This window comes from Gallaecimonas xiamenensis 3-C-1 (assembly GCF_000299915.1).
Classification (GTDB): Bacteria; Pseudomonadota; Gammaproteobacteria; order Enterobacterales; family Gallaecimonadaceae; genus Gallaecimonas; species Gallaecimonas xiamenensis.
Map to the genome: position 1 here is coordinate 66,454 of NZ_AMRI01000003.1, position 15,859 is coordinate 82,312.

Consider the following 15,859-nt stretch of genomic DNA (forward strand, 5'->3'; position numbering starts at 1 on the left):
CGGGGTTTTTCTATTGGTATTTTCGCCACGACCCCATACTTTTTAACCAGGGCAACAGGCCCTTCGGCTGCCCTATCGGGTCGGCCCTAATACCGATGAATGACAGGGATTGTCTGCATCTGGCTTGGTGACGCCTTGGCGTCCGGCTTGGTCCATGTTTGCGCTATTCCTGCATACGCCAGGCTCTGTCCTAAGAGAGCTTGGCTCACCTTGGATTAAGGAGGATTTGAGGATGCCCAAGTTCAGAATGCCCGACGGCACCTTTATTGAGGCTGCCAGCTACTCAGAAGCCCGTCGCCAGCAACAAGCCGCCAGGCCTGGCCCCGGCCCAGTGCCAGTGGCTGTCGCTGCCCCCCCGCCGGTGACGGCAAGGGTCGAACTCACCCCCCAGGACAATTTTAATCATCGCAGCACTATCCGCTTTGGTGTCGGCGAGCAGATCGACATTAATGTTGTCACCGTGCCACCTGGGCAATTGGCGGCCTTGGGGGCGGTGCAATGGCGAGTGACCGGTCCTGCAGCCCTGGCCAACCCGGCAGCAATCGCCAACACCCTCATCTGCGGTGACAGGCCCGGCGCCGTAATGCTGGAACTCAGGACCATGGGGGCCGTGCCGAGGGTGCTCTGCTCCAAGCGCCTTGAGGTGGTGGCTCCCAGCGATGCCACCATGCAACAGCGCCCTGGCACCAATACCTTTCATATCAACGGCACTGCCAGTGCCGGTTTTAAGGGGAACATCTTTCTTCAACCGGTCGACGTGTCGTTTCGATGGCTGCAATTTCGAGAGGGAGGTGCTCCTTATGAAGGTACCGGCAGCCTAGCCCTTCAAGAGGCGGACCTGGCTGACATTGCTGGGGGTCAAGTGCGGCATCCAGTGTTGGGCACCTGGCTCAATGTGCTGGGTGGCAACGCGGCCACTGGCTCCAAGGTCGAAGGTGTTGATACGGTGCGGTCCACAGCTCTCAACCCGCCGTTCGCGGCCGGGACCTTCACCTGGGCTATCCCCTGGTTTTACCGGGTGCAGGGACATCATGGGGCGCACCGTTTTACCACCGCCACCCATCATGAAGTGGTGACTAACGCGGGGCAGATGACCATCAGCAAAAAAGGGGTGGTGGTGGCCCATGCCGCCGCCGATCCCACCTCGAACTTCTAGTGCCAAGGCCATGGCCCAGTCAGGGTCATGGCCTACTTGTGGATCTGGGCCAAGACTTTCTTTCCGCCATGCCTCTGGTAGGCTGTGGCCATCGTTGTCGATGTGAAGGAACAGCAGCATGACCCAGGCTTACCCCATAGGTACCCCTGGCACCCCCTGGGGGGATGCCGAAAAAGCCCAGTGGCTGGCCCAGCGCCAGGTTCAACGTAGCTACCAGGAGCAGGTGGTGGCCAAGGTCCAGGCCCTGACCGGCACCCTTGAGCTGACACAGTACGGCGCCTTGAGTGTCGATGCCCAGCGTTACCCGCTGCTGGCCCTGAAAACCCCCAATTGGCAGCCGCACAAGCCCTATGTGCTGGTGACCGGCGGTATCCACGGCTACGAGACCAGTGGCGTGCAGGGAGCCATCCAATTTGCCCGGGACCATGCTCTGGGTTATGGCGAGCATTTCAACCTGTTGGTGGTGCCCTGCGTCAGCCCCTGGGGTTATGAGATGATCAACCGCTGGAACCCCCTGGCCATCGACCCTAACCGCTCCTTCCGGGAAGACAGCCCCAGCGAAGAAGCTGCCGCCCTGCAACAGCTGGTGGCCGGCATCAAGGCCCCCTTCCTGTGCCATGTGGACCTGCACGAAACCACCGACAGCGACGAGAGCGAGTTCCGCCCGGCCCTGGCCGCCCGCGACGGCAAGATCTTCGAACCCGGCACCATTCCCGACGGCTTCTACGTGGTGGATGACAGCGAAAGCCCCCAGCCCGCCTTCCAGCAGGCCATTGTCGAGGCGGTGGCCAAGGTTACCCACATAGCCCCGGCCGACCCGGACGGCACCATTATCGGCTCCCCTGTGGTGGCCCCCGGGGTAATCCAGTACCCGCTGAAAAAGCTGGGGCTCTGTGCCAGCGTCACCGGCGCCCCTTACAGCTGCACCACCGAGGTGTACCCCGACAGCCCCAAGGCCACCGACGCCATCTGCAATGACGCCCAGGTGGCGGCCATCTGCGGCGCCCTGGACTACCTGCTGGCCCGTTAAGGCCGCGATAAAAAAGCCCCGCTTCGGCGGGGCTTTTTTGTCGGCCATGACTTTTGGCACTGTGGCGCATGAACCGGGCTTTCTATGCTGGCCCTGTCTTTGATAGGGAGAGCATCGCCATGTTGCTGGAAATACTGCGCCACACCCCCTTGTGGGTCTACGGCTTGTTGCTGGGGTTGTTGTTGCTGGGGCTAAAACAAAGCCGCGACCGGCGCTTGGGGCTGCGCCAGGCCTATCTGCTGCCGCTATTGATGGTAGCGCTGTCGCTGCTGGGTATGGCCAGCAGCTTTGGCTGGCAGGGGGGCATGGTCCTTTGGTGGCTGGCAGGACTGGCCCTGGCCGCCACCTTGGGACGGGGCCTGGCGGGCCAGGTGCGGGGCCGCTATCACAGGGCCAGCGGCCAGTTCGAGGTACAGGGCAGCTGGGCGCCTTTGCTGCTTATCCTGGCCATTTTCTTCACCAAGTACGGGGTGGGGGTGATGACGGCCCTGCACCCCTCCTTGTTCCAGCCTGGCCCTGTGGCGGGGCTGTGCCTGCTGTACGGCGCCTTGAGCGGGCTCTTTTGTGCCAGGGCCCTTGGGCTTTGGCGGCTTAAGCAGGCGGCATAAAAAACCCCGCCAGGCGGCGGGGTTGGGTCATTGGTCGAACAGGGAACAGCCGCCCCCAGAGCAGGGAGCCTGGTCGCCTTCCTTTTCTTGCAGCAGCTCCCCCTGGCGGTAATCGGCCTGGTAGACCTGGACGCCGTCCCGGTAGTGGCGGTTGGCGCCGTGCAGCTGGCCGTCCTTGTAGGTGGCCAGCTCGGTGAGCAGGCCCTGATCATCGAAGCTGTAGAAAACGCCCTGCTGGCGGCCCTGGTTGTCATACTGGCCTTGGCCCACCAGGTAGCCTTTGCCGTTGCTGGTTCGCCAAGTGCCCACCTTTTTGCCCATCTTGAAGGTGCCGTCCAGGTAGCGCAGCAGGTAACCGTCGTCCTTGAGGTGCCAGGGGCCGTCATGCTGGCCGTTGACCATCCTGCCCTGGGTCTGTAGGTGACCCTGGCGATCGTACTCTTCCACCAGGCCGTGCAGCTTGCCCAGGCGATAGTGCTCCAACAGCAGCAGCTGGCCGTCCTCGCTGGTTTGGCGGCGCTCGCCGTCCAGTTGCCCGGCCAGGTAGTGCTCCACCAACAAGCCCCTTTGCTGGTAGCGCCAGGTACCGACCTTCTGGTCATTTTCGTAGCGCCCCTGCTCTAGCAGCTCGCCCTTGTCGCCGGTGCGGCTGTAGTCGCCGTGGCGCTGGCCCTGGCGATACTCCAAGCGGGTGGTTTGGCCGCCCCAACCGCTGGTGATCTGCAGGCCGTGCAACTGGTTGTCGATCTCTTGTTGCCTGTCGGTCAGCTCACCCTTTGCGTCGTAACGCTCCATCAGGTAACGCCCGTCCTCGGGGCCTTTGCTGACCTGTCGGGTCAGCTTGCCCCTGCTGTAGTAGCGCTCCAGGCTTTGGGTACCGGCTGCCAGGTAAGTGCTGCTTCGCTCCTGGGTCTTATTGCCGTCCTTGTCAAAGTCGGTGCGGCTGAGCAGACGGCCCTTTTTGTCGTATTGGTCCAGGCGGGAGTTGGAACCGTCCGGGCGCAGCCAGCGGTGTTCACCCACCTTGTCCCCCTGGCGGTAGTTGCCAGAGCGGGTCAGCTTACCGTCCTTGTCGTATTCCAGCGTCTGGCCGTGGCGTTTGCCCTTTTGGTAGGGGCTGCTTTCGGTCAGGGTGCCGGACTCGGCCCAACTGCGGGCCAGGCCGTCGAGCTGGCCGTTTTGGTAGGGCTGCTCGGATTCGAGTTGGCCGCCGGGGTAGAAGGCTTGCCGCAGCCCGTCCAGGCGGCCGGCCTTGTTGTAATGGCTGTGCTGGCGGGCCTGGCCGTTGTCGTAGAAGTAGGTGATTTCGCTGACCCATTGGCCCGGCATCTGGTATAGCCGCTCTGACTCCAATACCCCGTCTTCCCCGTAGATCTTGGTGGGACCCACGAAGTTGCCCTGGTCGTCGCGGCGGCCCTCGGCCTGGAGCTGGCCATTGGGGTGGTAGAACTTGTAGGGGCCCAGGCTATGGTTGCTGTCCATATCGGGGCCGGTAAAGCTGCCCTCGAAGCGCTTGTTGCCGGTGCTTTTGTAAAAGACGGTGCCTTGCCAGAGCGCCCCTTGCTGCGCCAGGGGCTGGGCCAGGTAAAAGCTGGCCTGGTCTTGGCTGGTAATGTCCCAGTCGTCGTCCAGCCAGATTTGCTCGGCCTTTACGCTGAAGGCCAGCAGGGCCAGCAGGCTTAACATAAGTCGCATGGTATCAGTCCTTTCCTTGGCTACCGGCGGGGTTGCCGCCCTGGTAGATGATTGCCTCTAGCAGGCGCCCATCCGCTGCCCAGCGCTGCGCCAGGCCGTCCAGGCGCCCCTCGGCGTCGAAGTGCTCAAGGCGCTGGCGCTGGCCGCCTGGGTAATAGCGGCTGTTCTGGCGCAAGACCCCACCTTGGTAGAGGCCTTCGCTTTGCAGCCGGCCCTCGGGATCGTAAAAGCGAAACAGCCCCTCGAAGTGGCCATCGGCGTTCTGGTTGCCGGCCACCCGCAGCTGGCCGTTGGGGTAGTAGTAGCGATAAGGCCCCAGCACGGCGGCCATGGACAGCTCGGGGCGGGCAAAGCGCCCTTCGAAGGCCTTCTGGTCGGTGGCCAGGTGGTAGAGGGTCAGCTGCCAATAGTCCCCCACCTGCTCAAAGGGGGCGGCCTGGTAGTAAAGGGCCTCGTCCCGGTATGGGGTCTGGCCGAAACCTTCGTCCAGCCAGGTCACATCGGCGTTGGCAGCGAAGGCCAGCAGGGCCAAGGCGACAAGCAAGGGTTTCATGACTACTCCTTGGGCAATGGCGGGAACCGGCTGGTCCAGCTGCGGTGCAGGGGCTCACCGCTGAAAACCCGTTGTTCCAGGCGGGTGGGTATGCCGTTCAGGCGCAGCTGGCCTTCGATCAGCACCGAGGCCAGGGACTGGTCCTCGGCCGGCACCTTGCCGCTGGCATCCAGCAGGGTCAGCAGCTCTCCTGAGCCGCCAACAACGCGGTAATGCTGCTGGAACTGGGCCAGGGTCCAGTTAGGGTCCCATTCGCCAAGGGCGGCTGTGGGGATAAGCCAAGGCCGATGGGGAGCTTGGGGTAAGGCAAGGGCTTGCCAGTCTGGCCTTCCTGGGCAATCCAGGGCCGTGGTCACTTCCTTGTCGTAGAAATAGCGGCGCTCCTTGTCCTGGGTGGCCAGGAACAGCAGGGCATCCCCCTTGGGGTCGTCAAAGTAGGAAAGCGGTTGCTGGTGCCAGGTAACCGGCTGGCCGTTCTCCTCAAAGCCTTTGGTCAGGGCCACAGTGCAGACCGACAGCCAGTCCCTGGGCAGGGTCAGGGTCAGGCCTTGGCCCTTGTCGAACTGGGGCGCCAGCTTGTTCAGATCCACCACCGTTGCCGGTGCCTGTTCGTAGGGCGTAAAACCACCGTCGCCCAAGGGGGGCAGCTCCGGATTGGCCAGGTATTGCTCCAGGGGGAGGAAGGTCAGGGTTTTTTCGGCCTCTTCCTTGCCTTCATCCAGGACATAGAAGGTGACCTCTTTGGGCTCCTGGGTCAGGCGGAACAGGTAACCCTGGCTGTTGTCACCGGTCAGCATGGCCATAGCCTCGGTTTCCAGGGGGCTAAGCCAATCCGGGCCAGGGTTGGCGGCGGACAGGTCGGCAAAGTCACCTTCCATCCCCTCAACGAAGGGCAGCAGGCGCCCCGTGCCCTTGCCGCTGGCAACCACCCGGTATTGATGGGCGGCACCCAGGTCCGGGGTGAGGGTGACGTGCTGGCCGGCCAGGTCAAAGGCCATGGTCTGGCCCGGCTGCCAGGCCAGGGTGTGGCTGTGCAGCTGTTGGGGTTGATAATGGGCCGTGGCCATAAAGGAACCTATCCGGTCCAGCTGTTCCTGGCTGGGCCAGCCCAGGGGTGCCAACTCGACCATATGGCTGACCCTGTCCTGACCGAGATTCCAGCTGTAGCTGTTTTGCTGCCACATGGGCAGCATGTACAGCTGGTTGTCCTTATCGAAGGTCATTTCGCCGCTAAAGCGCACTGTCTTGCCCAGGGCGGAGAAAGGCTGGGGATAGGGGTAATGCAGGGTAAAGATGCCGTCTTCCTGGCTGAAATAGCCTGTTTCAAAGACCTGTGACCAGTCGCGATCGGCCTGCACCGCAGGCGGCGCAGCCATGATGGGGAAGAACAGGAGCTCTTGGTCGTCAAAGTTCTGCTCAAGGCTGAAGGGGTCGGCGTCCTTGGGCAGCACCACCATCAGGGTCCTGAGGGTGCCTTGGGTGCGCATGTACTGGAAGGGTTTTTGGATAACCAATGCCATGGCCTCCAGCGCCCCCGAATCCCGGTCAAAGCGCAGGCGCCCAAAGAGCTTTTGGTGGCTTTGTTCATCTTGGCCCTGCACCGAGGCGCTCAAGCTGTCGCCGGTGACGGCTTCCACCTGGAGGGTCGCCTGCAGGGCGTTAAATTCCGGCAGCTGTATCTGGGCACCCACCTTGGCCGGTATCCGCTGGGGCAGTATCGGCGCCGTCAGTCCCTGACGCATCTGGGTCAGCAGGCCGGGGCCGGCCTCGTCCAACAGGGCTTGCCACTGTTCGGTGTCTTTGCCTTCAAAGTGCAGCAGTTGGCCGTTTTGGCTGTCCACCTTGAAGCTGAAACCCGCCGCCATCAACTGGCGCATTTTGTCGCTGTCATGGTCCGGCGTGGCGCTGCTGAAGCGTTGCCTTGGGTCCCGAATGGCCAGGTAGTCGTTGTAGACGTCAAATCCCAGCGCTTTGCCGGTCTCGGTCACCCGGTAACGGACCAGGGCCTTGGTGCTCATCGACGTTTGGCGGCGGCCGTCGGCTTCCAGGGTAGTGCTGGTCATTACCTGGTAGCTGCGCTCGTCACCTGGGCTTGGGTCATAGTGCAGGTCGTCATTACAGCCGGCCAGCAGCAGGGCCAGGGCGGGTAGGGCAAGGCGGGGGAAATAGGTCATTAGGGGTCCATGATCTTGGGCTAGGGGCAAGGCTTCCTGGCCTTGCCAGCGGCGACAGCTGGTGCCTGTTGCTTATGATAACCGGGCTATCTAACTGATATCCATCAGGAATAGAAAGCGGCGCTGGTAAGACACAAGCTGAGTTTTTGGCCGCCTTACCCACAGCGCTAGGCAAGGCGGCCAGGGCCCCTAGGCCGCTTTGGGCTGTGGGGCTGGCTTTAACAGCAGCACCAGGTTCAGGGCCAACAGGGCCCACATCAGCAGGTTACCCACCCGGTAGCAGCCGTAGAGGAACCAGGGCATGTCCTTGACCACAGGAATGTCGAACACCAGGATGCAGGCCGACAACACCACCAGGGACCCAAAGTAGCCAACGATCAGCGGCCAGCGGGGCAGGCCGGTATTGACCAAGCGCCGGTAGGCCAGCCAGTGCAGGTAGAGGAAAGTCACCACTACCAGCAAGGCCAGGGTCAATTCCACCCAGGACGGCTGGTAAAAAGGCCTGTAGCGGTAAGCCTGCACCGCCATCAGGGTGCCAAGCAGCAGGCCCAAGGCCAACTGCGCTAAAATCTGTCTTTTCAGGTAAGCAAACACTGACAACTGGCGCCAGAGACTGGCCGGCGCCGTGGTGGCCATGGCCAGGTAAGGATGGTCTGGCTGGCTCTCCTTCAGGCTGGGGCGGGTACAGGCCACCAGCACCAGGCTCAGCAGCCAAAGCACCAGGGCGGTAGCCATAAGGGGGCTAAAGAGCAGCATCAGCTTGGCGGCGTCGTACTCGAAGGCCAGGCTGCTAAAAGGGAGCAGCATTTCCCCAGGCAGGCACAGGGCGATGGCCACAGGGGCTACCAGGGGTTTGGGTACGGTACGCCAGGCCAGCAGGCCGTAACCTGCCAGCAGTACCATGGGCCCCAAAAGGGTGGAGCCGCTGATCAGGCCCGACATCAGGAAGTTGGTCAGGTAGAAGCCGATGCTGCTCTCTTTGTCGAAGGCCTGGCTGATCAGGGCAAAGTTGAAGCTTTGATTGGCGAAAAAGAACCAGGGACTGAGCTGCAAGGTCAGCAGCAGCATGACCCCGAGAAAAAAGCGGCTGCGATCCAGGGACTGGGAAGGCCCCCAAAACACGTCTTTTAGTTGTGCAAACATCCTGACTCCTGTCGTTAACCAGGCCGTTCCTGGCGGTGCTTTGCTAGGACTAGTCGTCGCAAAAGGCAGGGAGTTTAAATGAAATGAGGCCGACCTGCAGGCCGGCCTTGAGTTAGGCGTCTGCGCCCCGGTGGGCGAAAAAGGGGCTAAGCCGGTGAAAATAGTCGCTGGGCTTTTGCTTGATCACCAGGTTGGGGGAGCTGCCGAAGACCAGGCTGTTGTCGGGAATATCCTGGTCCTTGATGTAGCTGTTGGCGGAAACAAAAACGTTGTTACCAAGGGTGCTGTTGCCCACCACTGTGGCGTTGGCGAACAACCAGACAAAGTCCCCCAGGGTGGGGTAGATGCCGCCATTACCGCCCACCGTGCAGTTCTGCTGGATCACCAGGTGGTTGCCGTAACGAGCCCGGCCCATTACCGACCCTACAGGGTGCTCCATAAAAAACACCTCTGGCAGGGCTGTCTCGTAGTAGAGGTCGAAGGCGTTGAGCATCTTGTTGAGATAATAGAGCCGGTCAGCCAGGCTGCGCTGGCCAAGGGCCAGGGCCTCCTGGGCCAAGAAATACAGGAAGATGCCGTACTGCCCGGAATGGTAGGGGTTGAAGAGCCCCCTGCCTTCGTCGTCCCGGTAGTATTTGTTGCTGATACCGCCAAAACAGCGCTCGGCCCTGGGCAGGGCCCTTGAAACCGCTTCTTGTAATGGCGCCAGCTCCTGCTGGTCCAGCAGGAAGTTGTGGCGCAGCTGGTTACAGAGCAGGGCGAACAGCTTGTCCTGGCCGATGCTGATGATCATCTTGGTGACCTTGGTTGCTGATGAGGGCAAAGAAGCGGGCAAGGTGCGACCTTGCCCGCTTCGAGTATGACATAAAGACCAGGCGACCCGTCACAGGGGCGGGTGAAACCTCAAGGGGTTTGCTTGAAGACCTCAAGGCTACCGTCCTGCCATTGCAGGGCGGCAAAACCTGTGGGGGTCCATTGCAGTCGCCAGGGGGTTCCGGGGTGGGGTTGTCCTTCATCCAGCAAAGTCCCCGAGGCCAGGTCCCAGGCTTGCAAGGCACCTTGCTGGGTCACCAGCAGTACCCTGTCGTCGTCCATAAAAGCCAGGCTGTTGCTCTCGGCCCTGCCCTGGGGGGACTGGCGGCTTTGTGGCGCCACCGCTACCGCCAGCGCCGGCAATTCCTCAAAAGTGCCGCCCTCCTGGCGCAGGAAACGGCGCAACTTTTTATCCTGGGCCACCAGCAGGTAGCGACCCTGGGGGGAGACCGCCAGGCCTTTGACTTGGCCCTTGATACGCTGTCCTTCGGCCAAGCCGGGCACCTGGAAAATCCGCACCTGGTCTTGTTGTAGAAAACCGCCTTTAACGGCCACGGCCAGGAAGTCTCCCACGCTAGGCGCGGCGATAAAGAGGCTTTCCTTACCGCTGAGCAGCGCCTTGCTGGAGAAGTCCGCCAGGTTCAATACCTGCACCTGGTTGCTGTCTTCCCGGTAGGGCTGGGCCAGGGCCACATAGGCCAGATCGCCGACAAACAGGCTCTGGGAATAGCTACCGGGGCCTATGCCCAGGGTTTGATGGTTCTGCTGGGCCTTGAGATCCCGCACCTGGTCGCCGCAGCCGATAAAGCGTTGGCTGGGGGACTGGCGCAGCAGCTGTGGGTCCCGGCATTTGATGGGCAGTTCGCCCTGGGGTTGGGTCAGGTCGGCGTTCCAGGCCTGGTAGCCATTGCTGTTGTCCAGCAGCCAGCCGTCCTTAAAGGGCGCCAACAGTTGGCGCAAGGTCGGCAGCTTGTCGTCCTCGCTGCTGCCAAGACTGAACTGGCTGGCTGCACCCGTGTTGAGATCTATCACTTCGAGGCGGCCGTCTTGAGGTACCAACAGCTGCCGCTCCTGCAAGGCAAAGCCGGCATCGTGGACCGGACTTTGGGCCGATTGGGCCAGGGGTTGCCATTGGCCCCAGGCCAGGCCGGGCAGTAGCAATGCGAAGGGAAGAAGCCAATTTGCCATGGGATTACCTGATGCTGATGTAGCCGTAATAAAAGTCCAGGAAGTCCTCCAGGGTCAGGCCCTTGCGGCCCTGGTCCACGGCCATGGCGGGGTCGCCCCAGGTCTGGACGTCAAAGGTCAGGGTCATGGCCTTGAGGGCCTTGCGGTTTTCCGGGTCCTGCAGGTTGGTCACCACAGTCCCTATGGGTTTGCCGCCCAGGAGGATCTTGGTTTCGCTGGGCATGATCACCCAGTGGTCGGCGGGAAACTTGCCTTTCTTGGGGTTGCCGGCCGGTTGCAGCAAGCGGGCGCCGATAAAGAGGCAAACCTGCTTGCCGGCTTTCTTGGCGCTGACCGCTTCGAAGAAATTCTTCATGCTTTTATCGAACAGCAGGTTGGTGCTCTCTTCTACTTCACTGTACAGGCCGGTCTGGCGAAACCAGTTGCGCAATCTTGACGGCAGGGTGATGCCGGCGAACTGATCGGAGGCTTCGTCATAAGCGAAGAAGGTATTGGACGAGTCCCGCAGGCTGGCCAGGGCTATCCAGTCGGCGCTGGCTGGCGGACCCCAGTCGTTGGGGTTGGCCAACCAGTCACGGCAGGCCTTGCTGGGTTTGACCTTGAGCCGGCCCAGGCTGGCTTCCCCCTTGCTGGCCATATCCACCACGAACTGGGCGTAGGCGGCGGGGTGCTTTTGGGCCAGGCATTGCATGAAGACCACGGGACCACAGAGGCTGGCCGCCCTTTGACGGATAGTCCAAGGGGATTTGACCCTGTCGCGGATCTGGTTGGCCAGGTGAGCCCGGGATTGGGCGCATTTGAACACCAGCGGTCCTTGCTGCTGCATGAAGTTGGCGAGTATGCCTTCTACCGTCATCTGTAACACTCCCTGTTACGCAAAGGGCACAAAATAACCAAAGGGGCTATATGACGCAATGGCGAAAAAAGTTTCGCCTTTTCCTCATTTAGCGCCTGGTGTAGCAGGGCCTTGGTTGGACCACGGCCAAGTTGTCGCCAGTTGCACAGCAGTGGCCTGCTCTGGTAGGCATTTTGGCCTTTCTTCCTTTGCGAAACAGCCACTTCCTCTCTAGGCTTTGCGGTATCAACACCCGCTGGTATCCCTATGACCACCAGAGTCCTTATTTGTGATGATTCGGGAATGGCCCGCAAACAGATGGCCCGTTCCCTGCCCAAGGATTGGGATCTGGAAATTATCTTCGCCAAAGACGGCCGCGAAGGCCTGCAACTGGTGCGAAGTGACCTGCCGCACCTGATGTTCTTGGACCTGAACATGCCGGAGGTGGACGGCTACCAGGTGCTGGAAGTGCTCAAGCGCGCCAATATCCAGATGCCGGTGATCGTGGTGTCCGGGGATATCCAGGCCGAAGCCCACCGGCGGGTGCAAAAGCTCGGCGCCCTGCGCTTTATCAAAAAGCCCATGGACCCGGCGGCCCTTAACGAAGCGCTGCTGGCCACCGGCCTTTACCAGCCCAAGGACGCCCAAGCGGCCCCGCAACCGCAGCCCCCAGTTGCTGCAAAGGCCAGCGAAGCGGCGCCGCCGCTGCAGGCCGGCCAGCTCAGCCCCCAGTACCGGGACGCCTACCAGGAAGTGGTAAACGTGGCCATGGGCCAGGCCGGCGCCCTGCTGGCCCAGATGCTGGATATCTTCGTCAAACTGCCCATTCCCAAGGTGGATCTCCTGGAACTGGGAGAGCTGCAAATGGCCCTGCAGGCGGCCCTGTCCGACCGGGTTTCGGCCATTTGCCAGGGCTTTGTGGGCCCGGGCTTGGCCGGTGAGGCGCTGCTGCTGCTCAATGACGCCGACATGGCGGAATTGGCCCAGCTGCTCAAATACCAGGGGGAGCGCTCGGACGCCAGTGATGTGGAGCTGCTCAGCGACATCGCCAATGTGCTGGTCAGCGCCTGTTTGACCGGCATTGCCGAACAGTTGGACGTGCGTTTTTGCCAGGGCCATCCTGTGGTGCTGGGGCTGCACCGGGACCTTGGGGAGCTGCTTCGCCACGCCAAGCCTTGGAAACGCATTTTGGCGGTGGAGATCAGCTACGGCCTGGAGGGGTACCAGCTGTCTTTCGACCTGCTGCTGTTGCTGTCCGAGTCGTCCATCCCCACCCTCAACAACAAAATTGCCCACCTGTTGGAGTAAGCCATGGACCCCCTTGCCGAAATCAATGAAGTCCACTGGCTGGTGGAACTGCTGCAAAACGTCGACGTGGGCATGATGGTGCTGGATAGGGATTATCAGGTGCAGACCTGGAACGGCTTTATGGAGAACCACTCCGGCCTGCTACCTAGCCAGGTTAGGGGCCGGGAGCTGTTCGACATCTTCCCGGAGCTGGACAGGCCCTGGTTCGAGCGCAAGGCGGCCATGGTCTTCACCCTCAAAAGCCGGGCCTTTGTGACCTGGGAACAGCGCCCCTATTTGCTGAAATTCGGTAACTACAGGCCCATTACCGGCACGGCCGAGCAGATGTACCAGAACGTGACCCTGTTTCCCATTACCGGCCTGACCGGCGAGGTGACGCACATGGCGGTGCTGATCTACGACATGACCGACATCGTCATGGCCCGCACTCAGGCGGTCAAAAAATAAAGGAAAGCCGCAAAGCCGGTGAACAGGCAGATGCCGAATAACAGGGTAACCCAGAGGGAAGGGGGCGCCTGGCGCTTTTTGGCCTGGCCTGGGCCTGGATGAGTCAGCCCGTCCTGGGCCCTGTGGGTAAAGGCGATCTTAGCCATGGGGAATCCATTCCTCATTTCAACAACGCTTTAATAATCAAGCATTAATCTTTTTCACGCAAGGGCGGATCGCCCTCTTTCCTTGAGACATTGCCAAGTCAGGGCCTGCTACATTAGCGGCCCTGACTGGCAACGACCTGGCTTAACCGGTATTGCGCATACCGGCGGCAATACCGGCCATGGTCACCATCAGCGCCTGCTTGACCGGTTCCGGCACTTCACCGCTGGCCCTGGCCCGGCGCAGCAGCTCGGCCTGCAGGATGTTGAGGGGATCGGTGTAGGGGTTACGCAGCCTGATGGACTCCTGCAACCAGGGGTCCTGGTCCATCAGGTACTCCTCCTTGGACAGGGTCAGCAGGGTGTGGATGCCCTCATGGAGCATGGCCCGCAGCTGCTTACCCAGGGGCCAGAGGTTTTCCGGCACCAGGCGCTGGTCGTAATAGGCGGACAGCTCCGAGTCGGTCTTCATGTAGACCATTTCCAGCATGTCCAGCCGCGCCTTGAAGAAGGGCCAGCGCTGGTAGAGGGTCTCCAGCTGCTGCTGGCGGCCATCTTCCAACACCTTGCGCAGGGCCTGGCCGGCCCCCAGCCAGGCCGGCAGCATCAGCCGGTTCTGGGTCCAGGAGAAGATCCAGGGAATGGCCCGCAAAGACTCCACCCCGCCGTTGGGGCGGCGCTTGGACGGCCGGCTGCCAAGGGGCAGGCTGGCCAGTTCCTGTTCCGGGGTGGCGGCGCGGAAATAGGGCACAAAATCCGGGTGGCCACGGACCACGGCCCGGTAGGCGTCGCAGGCGTCGCTGGCCAGGCCGTCCATCAGGTCGCGCCAGGCCGGTTCTGGCTGTGGCGGCGGCTGCAAACGCGCTTCCAGCACCGCCGTGGTGTAGATCATCAGGCTGTTGACGGCGATGGCCGGCTGGCCGAACTTGAAGCGGATCATCTCCCCTTGCTCGGTCACCCTCAGGCCGCCGTCCACGGAGCCGGGAGGCTGGGACAGGATGGCGCCCTGGGCCGGGCCGCCGCCCCGCCCAATGGTGCCGCCCCTGCCGTGGAAGAGGCGCAGGCTGATGCCCCTGTCACGGCCGATATTGACCAGGGCTTCCTGGGCCCGGTATTGGGCCCAGGCGGCGGCCATGACCCCGGCGTCCTTGGCTGAATCGGAATAGCCAATCATCACCTCCTGGTGGTTGTTGGCGTAATCCCGGTACCAGGGCAGGTCCAGCAGCGCCGAAATCACGTCGGCGGCGTTGTTCAAATCGTCCAGGGTTTCAAAGAGCGGCGCTATGGGCATGGGCCATTGCATGCCCGCTTCCTTGAAAAAGAGCGCCACCGCCAACACGTCCGACGGCTGGGACGCCATGGAGATGATGTAAATGCCCAGGGCTTCCTTGGGCTGGCGGGCCACCACCGCGAAGGTGTCCAGCACCTCCTGGGTGTCGGCGCTGGGCTGCCAGTTATGGGGGATAAGGGGCCTTTTGGAATTGAGCTCGGCCAGCAGGAACTGCTGGCGTTTGGCCTCGTCCCAGTCCTGGTAGGAGCCCAGTCCCAGGTACTGGGTGACTTCGTCTATGGCTTCGGCGTGGCGGCCGGAATCTTGGCGGATATCCAGGCGAATAAGGTTAAGGCCGAAGCAGCGCAGGCGGATGATCATGTCCAAAAGCGGGCCGTCGGCGATCTGCTCCATCTGGCATTCGTAGAGGCTGCGGTGCACCGCCTGCAGGGGCTGGAGGAAATCCTGGTCATGCCAGAGCAGGTCTTCGTCATCCGCCGGCTCGCCGCGTAGAGTGGCCTCGATGTAGGCCAGGGTGTTGCGCAGCCTGCGGCGAATTTTGCGAAGGGCCACCCGGTAGGGCTCGTCGCTGTGGTCGCCCATGGCCATGACTTCGGCGTTGGCCCTGTTCATGGACAGCTCGGAGATCAGGGGATTGAGGTCCCGCAGGAACAGGTCTGCCGCCGTCCAGCGGGACAGCAGCATCACCCTTTCGGTGACCTTGGCGGTGACATTGGGGTTGCCGTCCCGGTCGCCCCCCATCCAGGAGGCAAAGCGTACCGGGCTTTTCTGCCAGGGCAGGGCCAGGTCGAACTGGCCCAGCTTGGCGTTGAACTGGCGGACAAAGTCGGGCACCGCTTCCCAGAGGGCGTTTTCGACTGTGGCAAAGCCCCATTTGGCTTCGTCTACCGGGGTAGGCCGGTCGCGGCGGATCTCGTTGGTATGCCAGGCCTGGGCGATGAGCTGGCGCAGCCGGTCCTGCCATTTTTGCTGGTCGCCGGTGCCAAGGCTGGGGTTGTCCAGCCGTTCCAGGCAGTGGGCGATTTCATCGTATTTGACGATCAGGGTGCGGCGGGTCACCTCGGTGGGGTGGGCGGTGAGCACCAGCTCGATGTCCATTTCCTCCAGCACCTTGGGCAGTTTGGCCTTTTGCTCCGGGGTCAGGCCGTCCAAGAGGCTGTCGAGGCGGCGGCTGGCATTGTCCATGTTGTGGGCCAGGCTGTAGTGCTGCTCGGCGATATTGGCCAGGTTCAAAAACTGGTTGAAGGCGCGGGCCACCGGTACCAGTTCGTCGTCGGGCAGGCTGGTGAGCATGGCCAGCAGCTGGTCGCGGCGGGCTCTGTCGCCGAAGCGGGCGGCCTTGGCCAGCTGGCGTATGGCTTCGATACGGTCCAGGCAGGCATCCCCCTGGTCGTGGGCTATGGTCTGGCCCAGCATGTCTCCGAGCATGTGGACTTGCCGCTTTAGGGCACCGTACTGATCAGCCATCAGATTCC

14 protein-coding genes are annotated in these 15,859 nt (G+C 62.1%); 5 read left to right on the forward strand and 9 right to left on the reverse strand.

What is annotated here, in order from left to right; all coding sequences use genetic code 11:
* The first annotated feature begins 232 nt into the window (after nt 1–232).
* From B3C1_RS02630 to B3C1_RS02640, 3 genes are all read left to right on the forward strand, one after another.
* Complete coding sequence (locus tag B3C1_RS02630; protein WP_008482717.1) at nt 233–1,156, forward strand: hypothetical protein; 924 nt, start codon at nt 233–235, stop codon at nt 1,154–1,156.
* A gap of 118 nt (nt 1,157–1,274) precedes the next feature.
* The gene (locus B3C1_RS02635) at nt 1,275–2,186 is read left to right on the forward strand and encodes a M14 family metallopeptidase (RefSeq protein WP_008482718.1); all 912 of its coding nucleotides are present in this window, start codon (nt 1,275–1,277) and stop codon (nt 2,184–2,186) included.
* A gap of 119 nt (nt 2,187–2,305) precedes the next feature.
* Nucleotides 2,306–2,794 carry a DUF6622 family protein gene (locus B3C1_RS02640; RefSeq protein WP_008482720.1) on the forward strand — a complete coding sequence of 163 codons (489 nt, stop codon included), beginning with the start codon at nt 2,306–2,308 and terminating at the stop codon, nt 2,792–2,794.
* Nucleotides 2,795–2,821: 27 nt separating this feature from the next.
* Here the strand turns inward: B3C1_RS02640 and B3C1_RS02645 are convergent, their stop codons facing one another.
* From B3C1_RS02645 to B3C1_RS19225, 7 genes are all read right to left on the reverse strand, one after another.
* Complete coding sequence (locus tag B3C1_RS02645) at nt 2,822–4,489, reverse strand: toxin-antitoxin system YwqK family antitoxin (RefSeq protein ID WP_083858237.1); 1,668 nt, start codon at nt 4,487–4,489, stop codon at nt 2,822–2,824.
* A 4-nt stretch (nt 4,490–4,493) separates the two neighbouring features.
* The gene (locus B3C1_RS02650) at nt 4,494–5,042 is read right to left on the reverse strand and encodes a toxin-antitoxin system YwqK family antitoxin (protein WP_008482724.1); all 549 of its coding nucleotides are present in this window, start codon (nt 5,040–5,042) and stop codon (nt 4,494–4,496) included.
* A gap of 2 nt (nt 5,043–5,044) precedes the next feature.
* The gene (locus tag B3C1_RS02655) at nt 5,045–7,216 is read right to left on the reverse strand and encodes a hypothetical protein (RefSeq protein ID WP_008482725.1); all 2,172 of its coding nucleotides are present in this window, start codon (nt 7,214–7,216) and stop codon (nt 5,045–5,047) included.
* A 189-nt stretch (nt 7,217–7,405) separates the two neighbouring features.
* Complete coding sequence (locus tag B3C1_RS02660; protein ID WP_008482726.1) at nt 7,406–8,359, reverse strand: hypothetical protein; 954 nt, start codon at nt 8,357–8,359, stop codon at nt 7,406–7,408.
* Between the two features lie 112 nt (nt 8,360–8,471).
* Nucleotides 8,472–9,152 carry an LbetaH domain-containing protein gene (locus tag B3C1_RS02665; protein WP_008482727.1) on the reverse strand — a complete coding sequence of 227 codons (681 nt, stop codon included), beginning with the start codon at nt 9,150–9,152 and terminating at the stop codon, nt 8,472–8,474.
* A 110-nt stretch (nt 9,153–9,262) separates the two neighbouring features.
* A complete protein-coding gene (locus tag B3C1_RS02670) occupies nt 9,263–10,360 on the reverse strand; it encodes a WD40 repeat domain-containing protein (protein ID WP_156804430.1) in 1,098 nt (365 codons plus the stop codon).
* 4 nt (nt 10,361–10,364) lie between these two features.
* Nucleotides 10,365–11,216, reverse strand: a complete 852-nt coding sequence (locus B3C1_RS19225) for a hypothetical protein (RefSeq protein WP_008482729.1) — start codon at nt 11,214–11,216, stop codon at nt 10,365–10,367.
* Between the two features lie 246 nt (nt 11,217–11,462).
* On the opposite strand from B3C1_RS19225, the gene B3C1_RS02680 reads away from it, so the two are divergent.
* Both B3C1_RS02680 and B3C1_RS02685 read left to right on the forward strand, forming a co-directional pair.
* Nucleotides 11,463–12,503, forward strand: coding sequence for a response regulator (locus B3C1_RS02680; RefSeq protein WP_035480916.1), 1,041 nt, complete (start codon nt 11,463–11,465; stop codon nt 12,501–12,503).
* A 3-nt stretch (nt 12,504–12,506) separates the two neighbouring features.
* On the forward strand, nt 12,507–12,950 hold the full coding sequence (locus B3C1_RS02685) for a PAS domain S-box protein (RefSeq protein ID WP_008482731.1): 444 nt from the start codon (nt 12,507–12,509) through the stop codon (nt 12,948–12,950).
* Here B3C1_RS02685 and B3C1_RS20085 read toward each other — a convergent pair.
* Entirely contained in the window at nt 12,932–13,096 is a 165-nt protein-coding gene (locus B3C1_RS20085) for a hypothetical protein (protein ID WP_156804431.1), read from the reverse strand. The two genes, B3C1_RS02685 and B3C1_RS20085, sit on opposite strands and share 19 nt — an antisense overlap.
* A 142-nt stretch (nt 13,097–13,238) precedes the next feature.
* Nucleotides 13,239–15,851 (reverse strand): phosphoenolpyruvate carboxylase, encoded by a 2,613-nt coding sequence (ppc, locus tag B3C1_RS02690; RefSeq protein ID WP_008482732.1) that lies wholly within the window; start codon nt 15,849–15,851, stop codon nt 13,239–13,241.
* Nucleotides 15,852–15,859 lie beyond the last annotated feature (8 nt).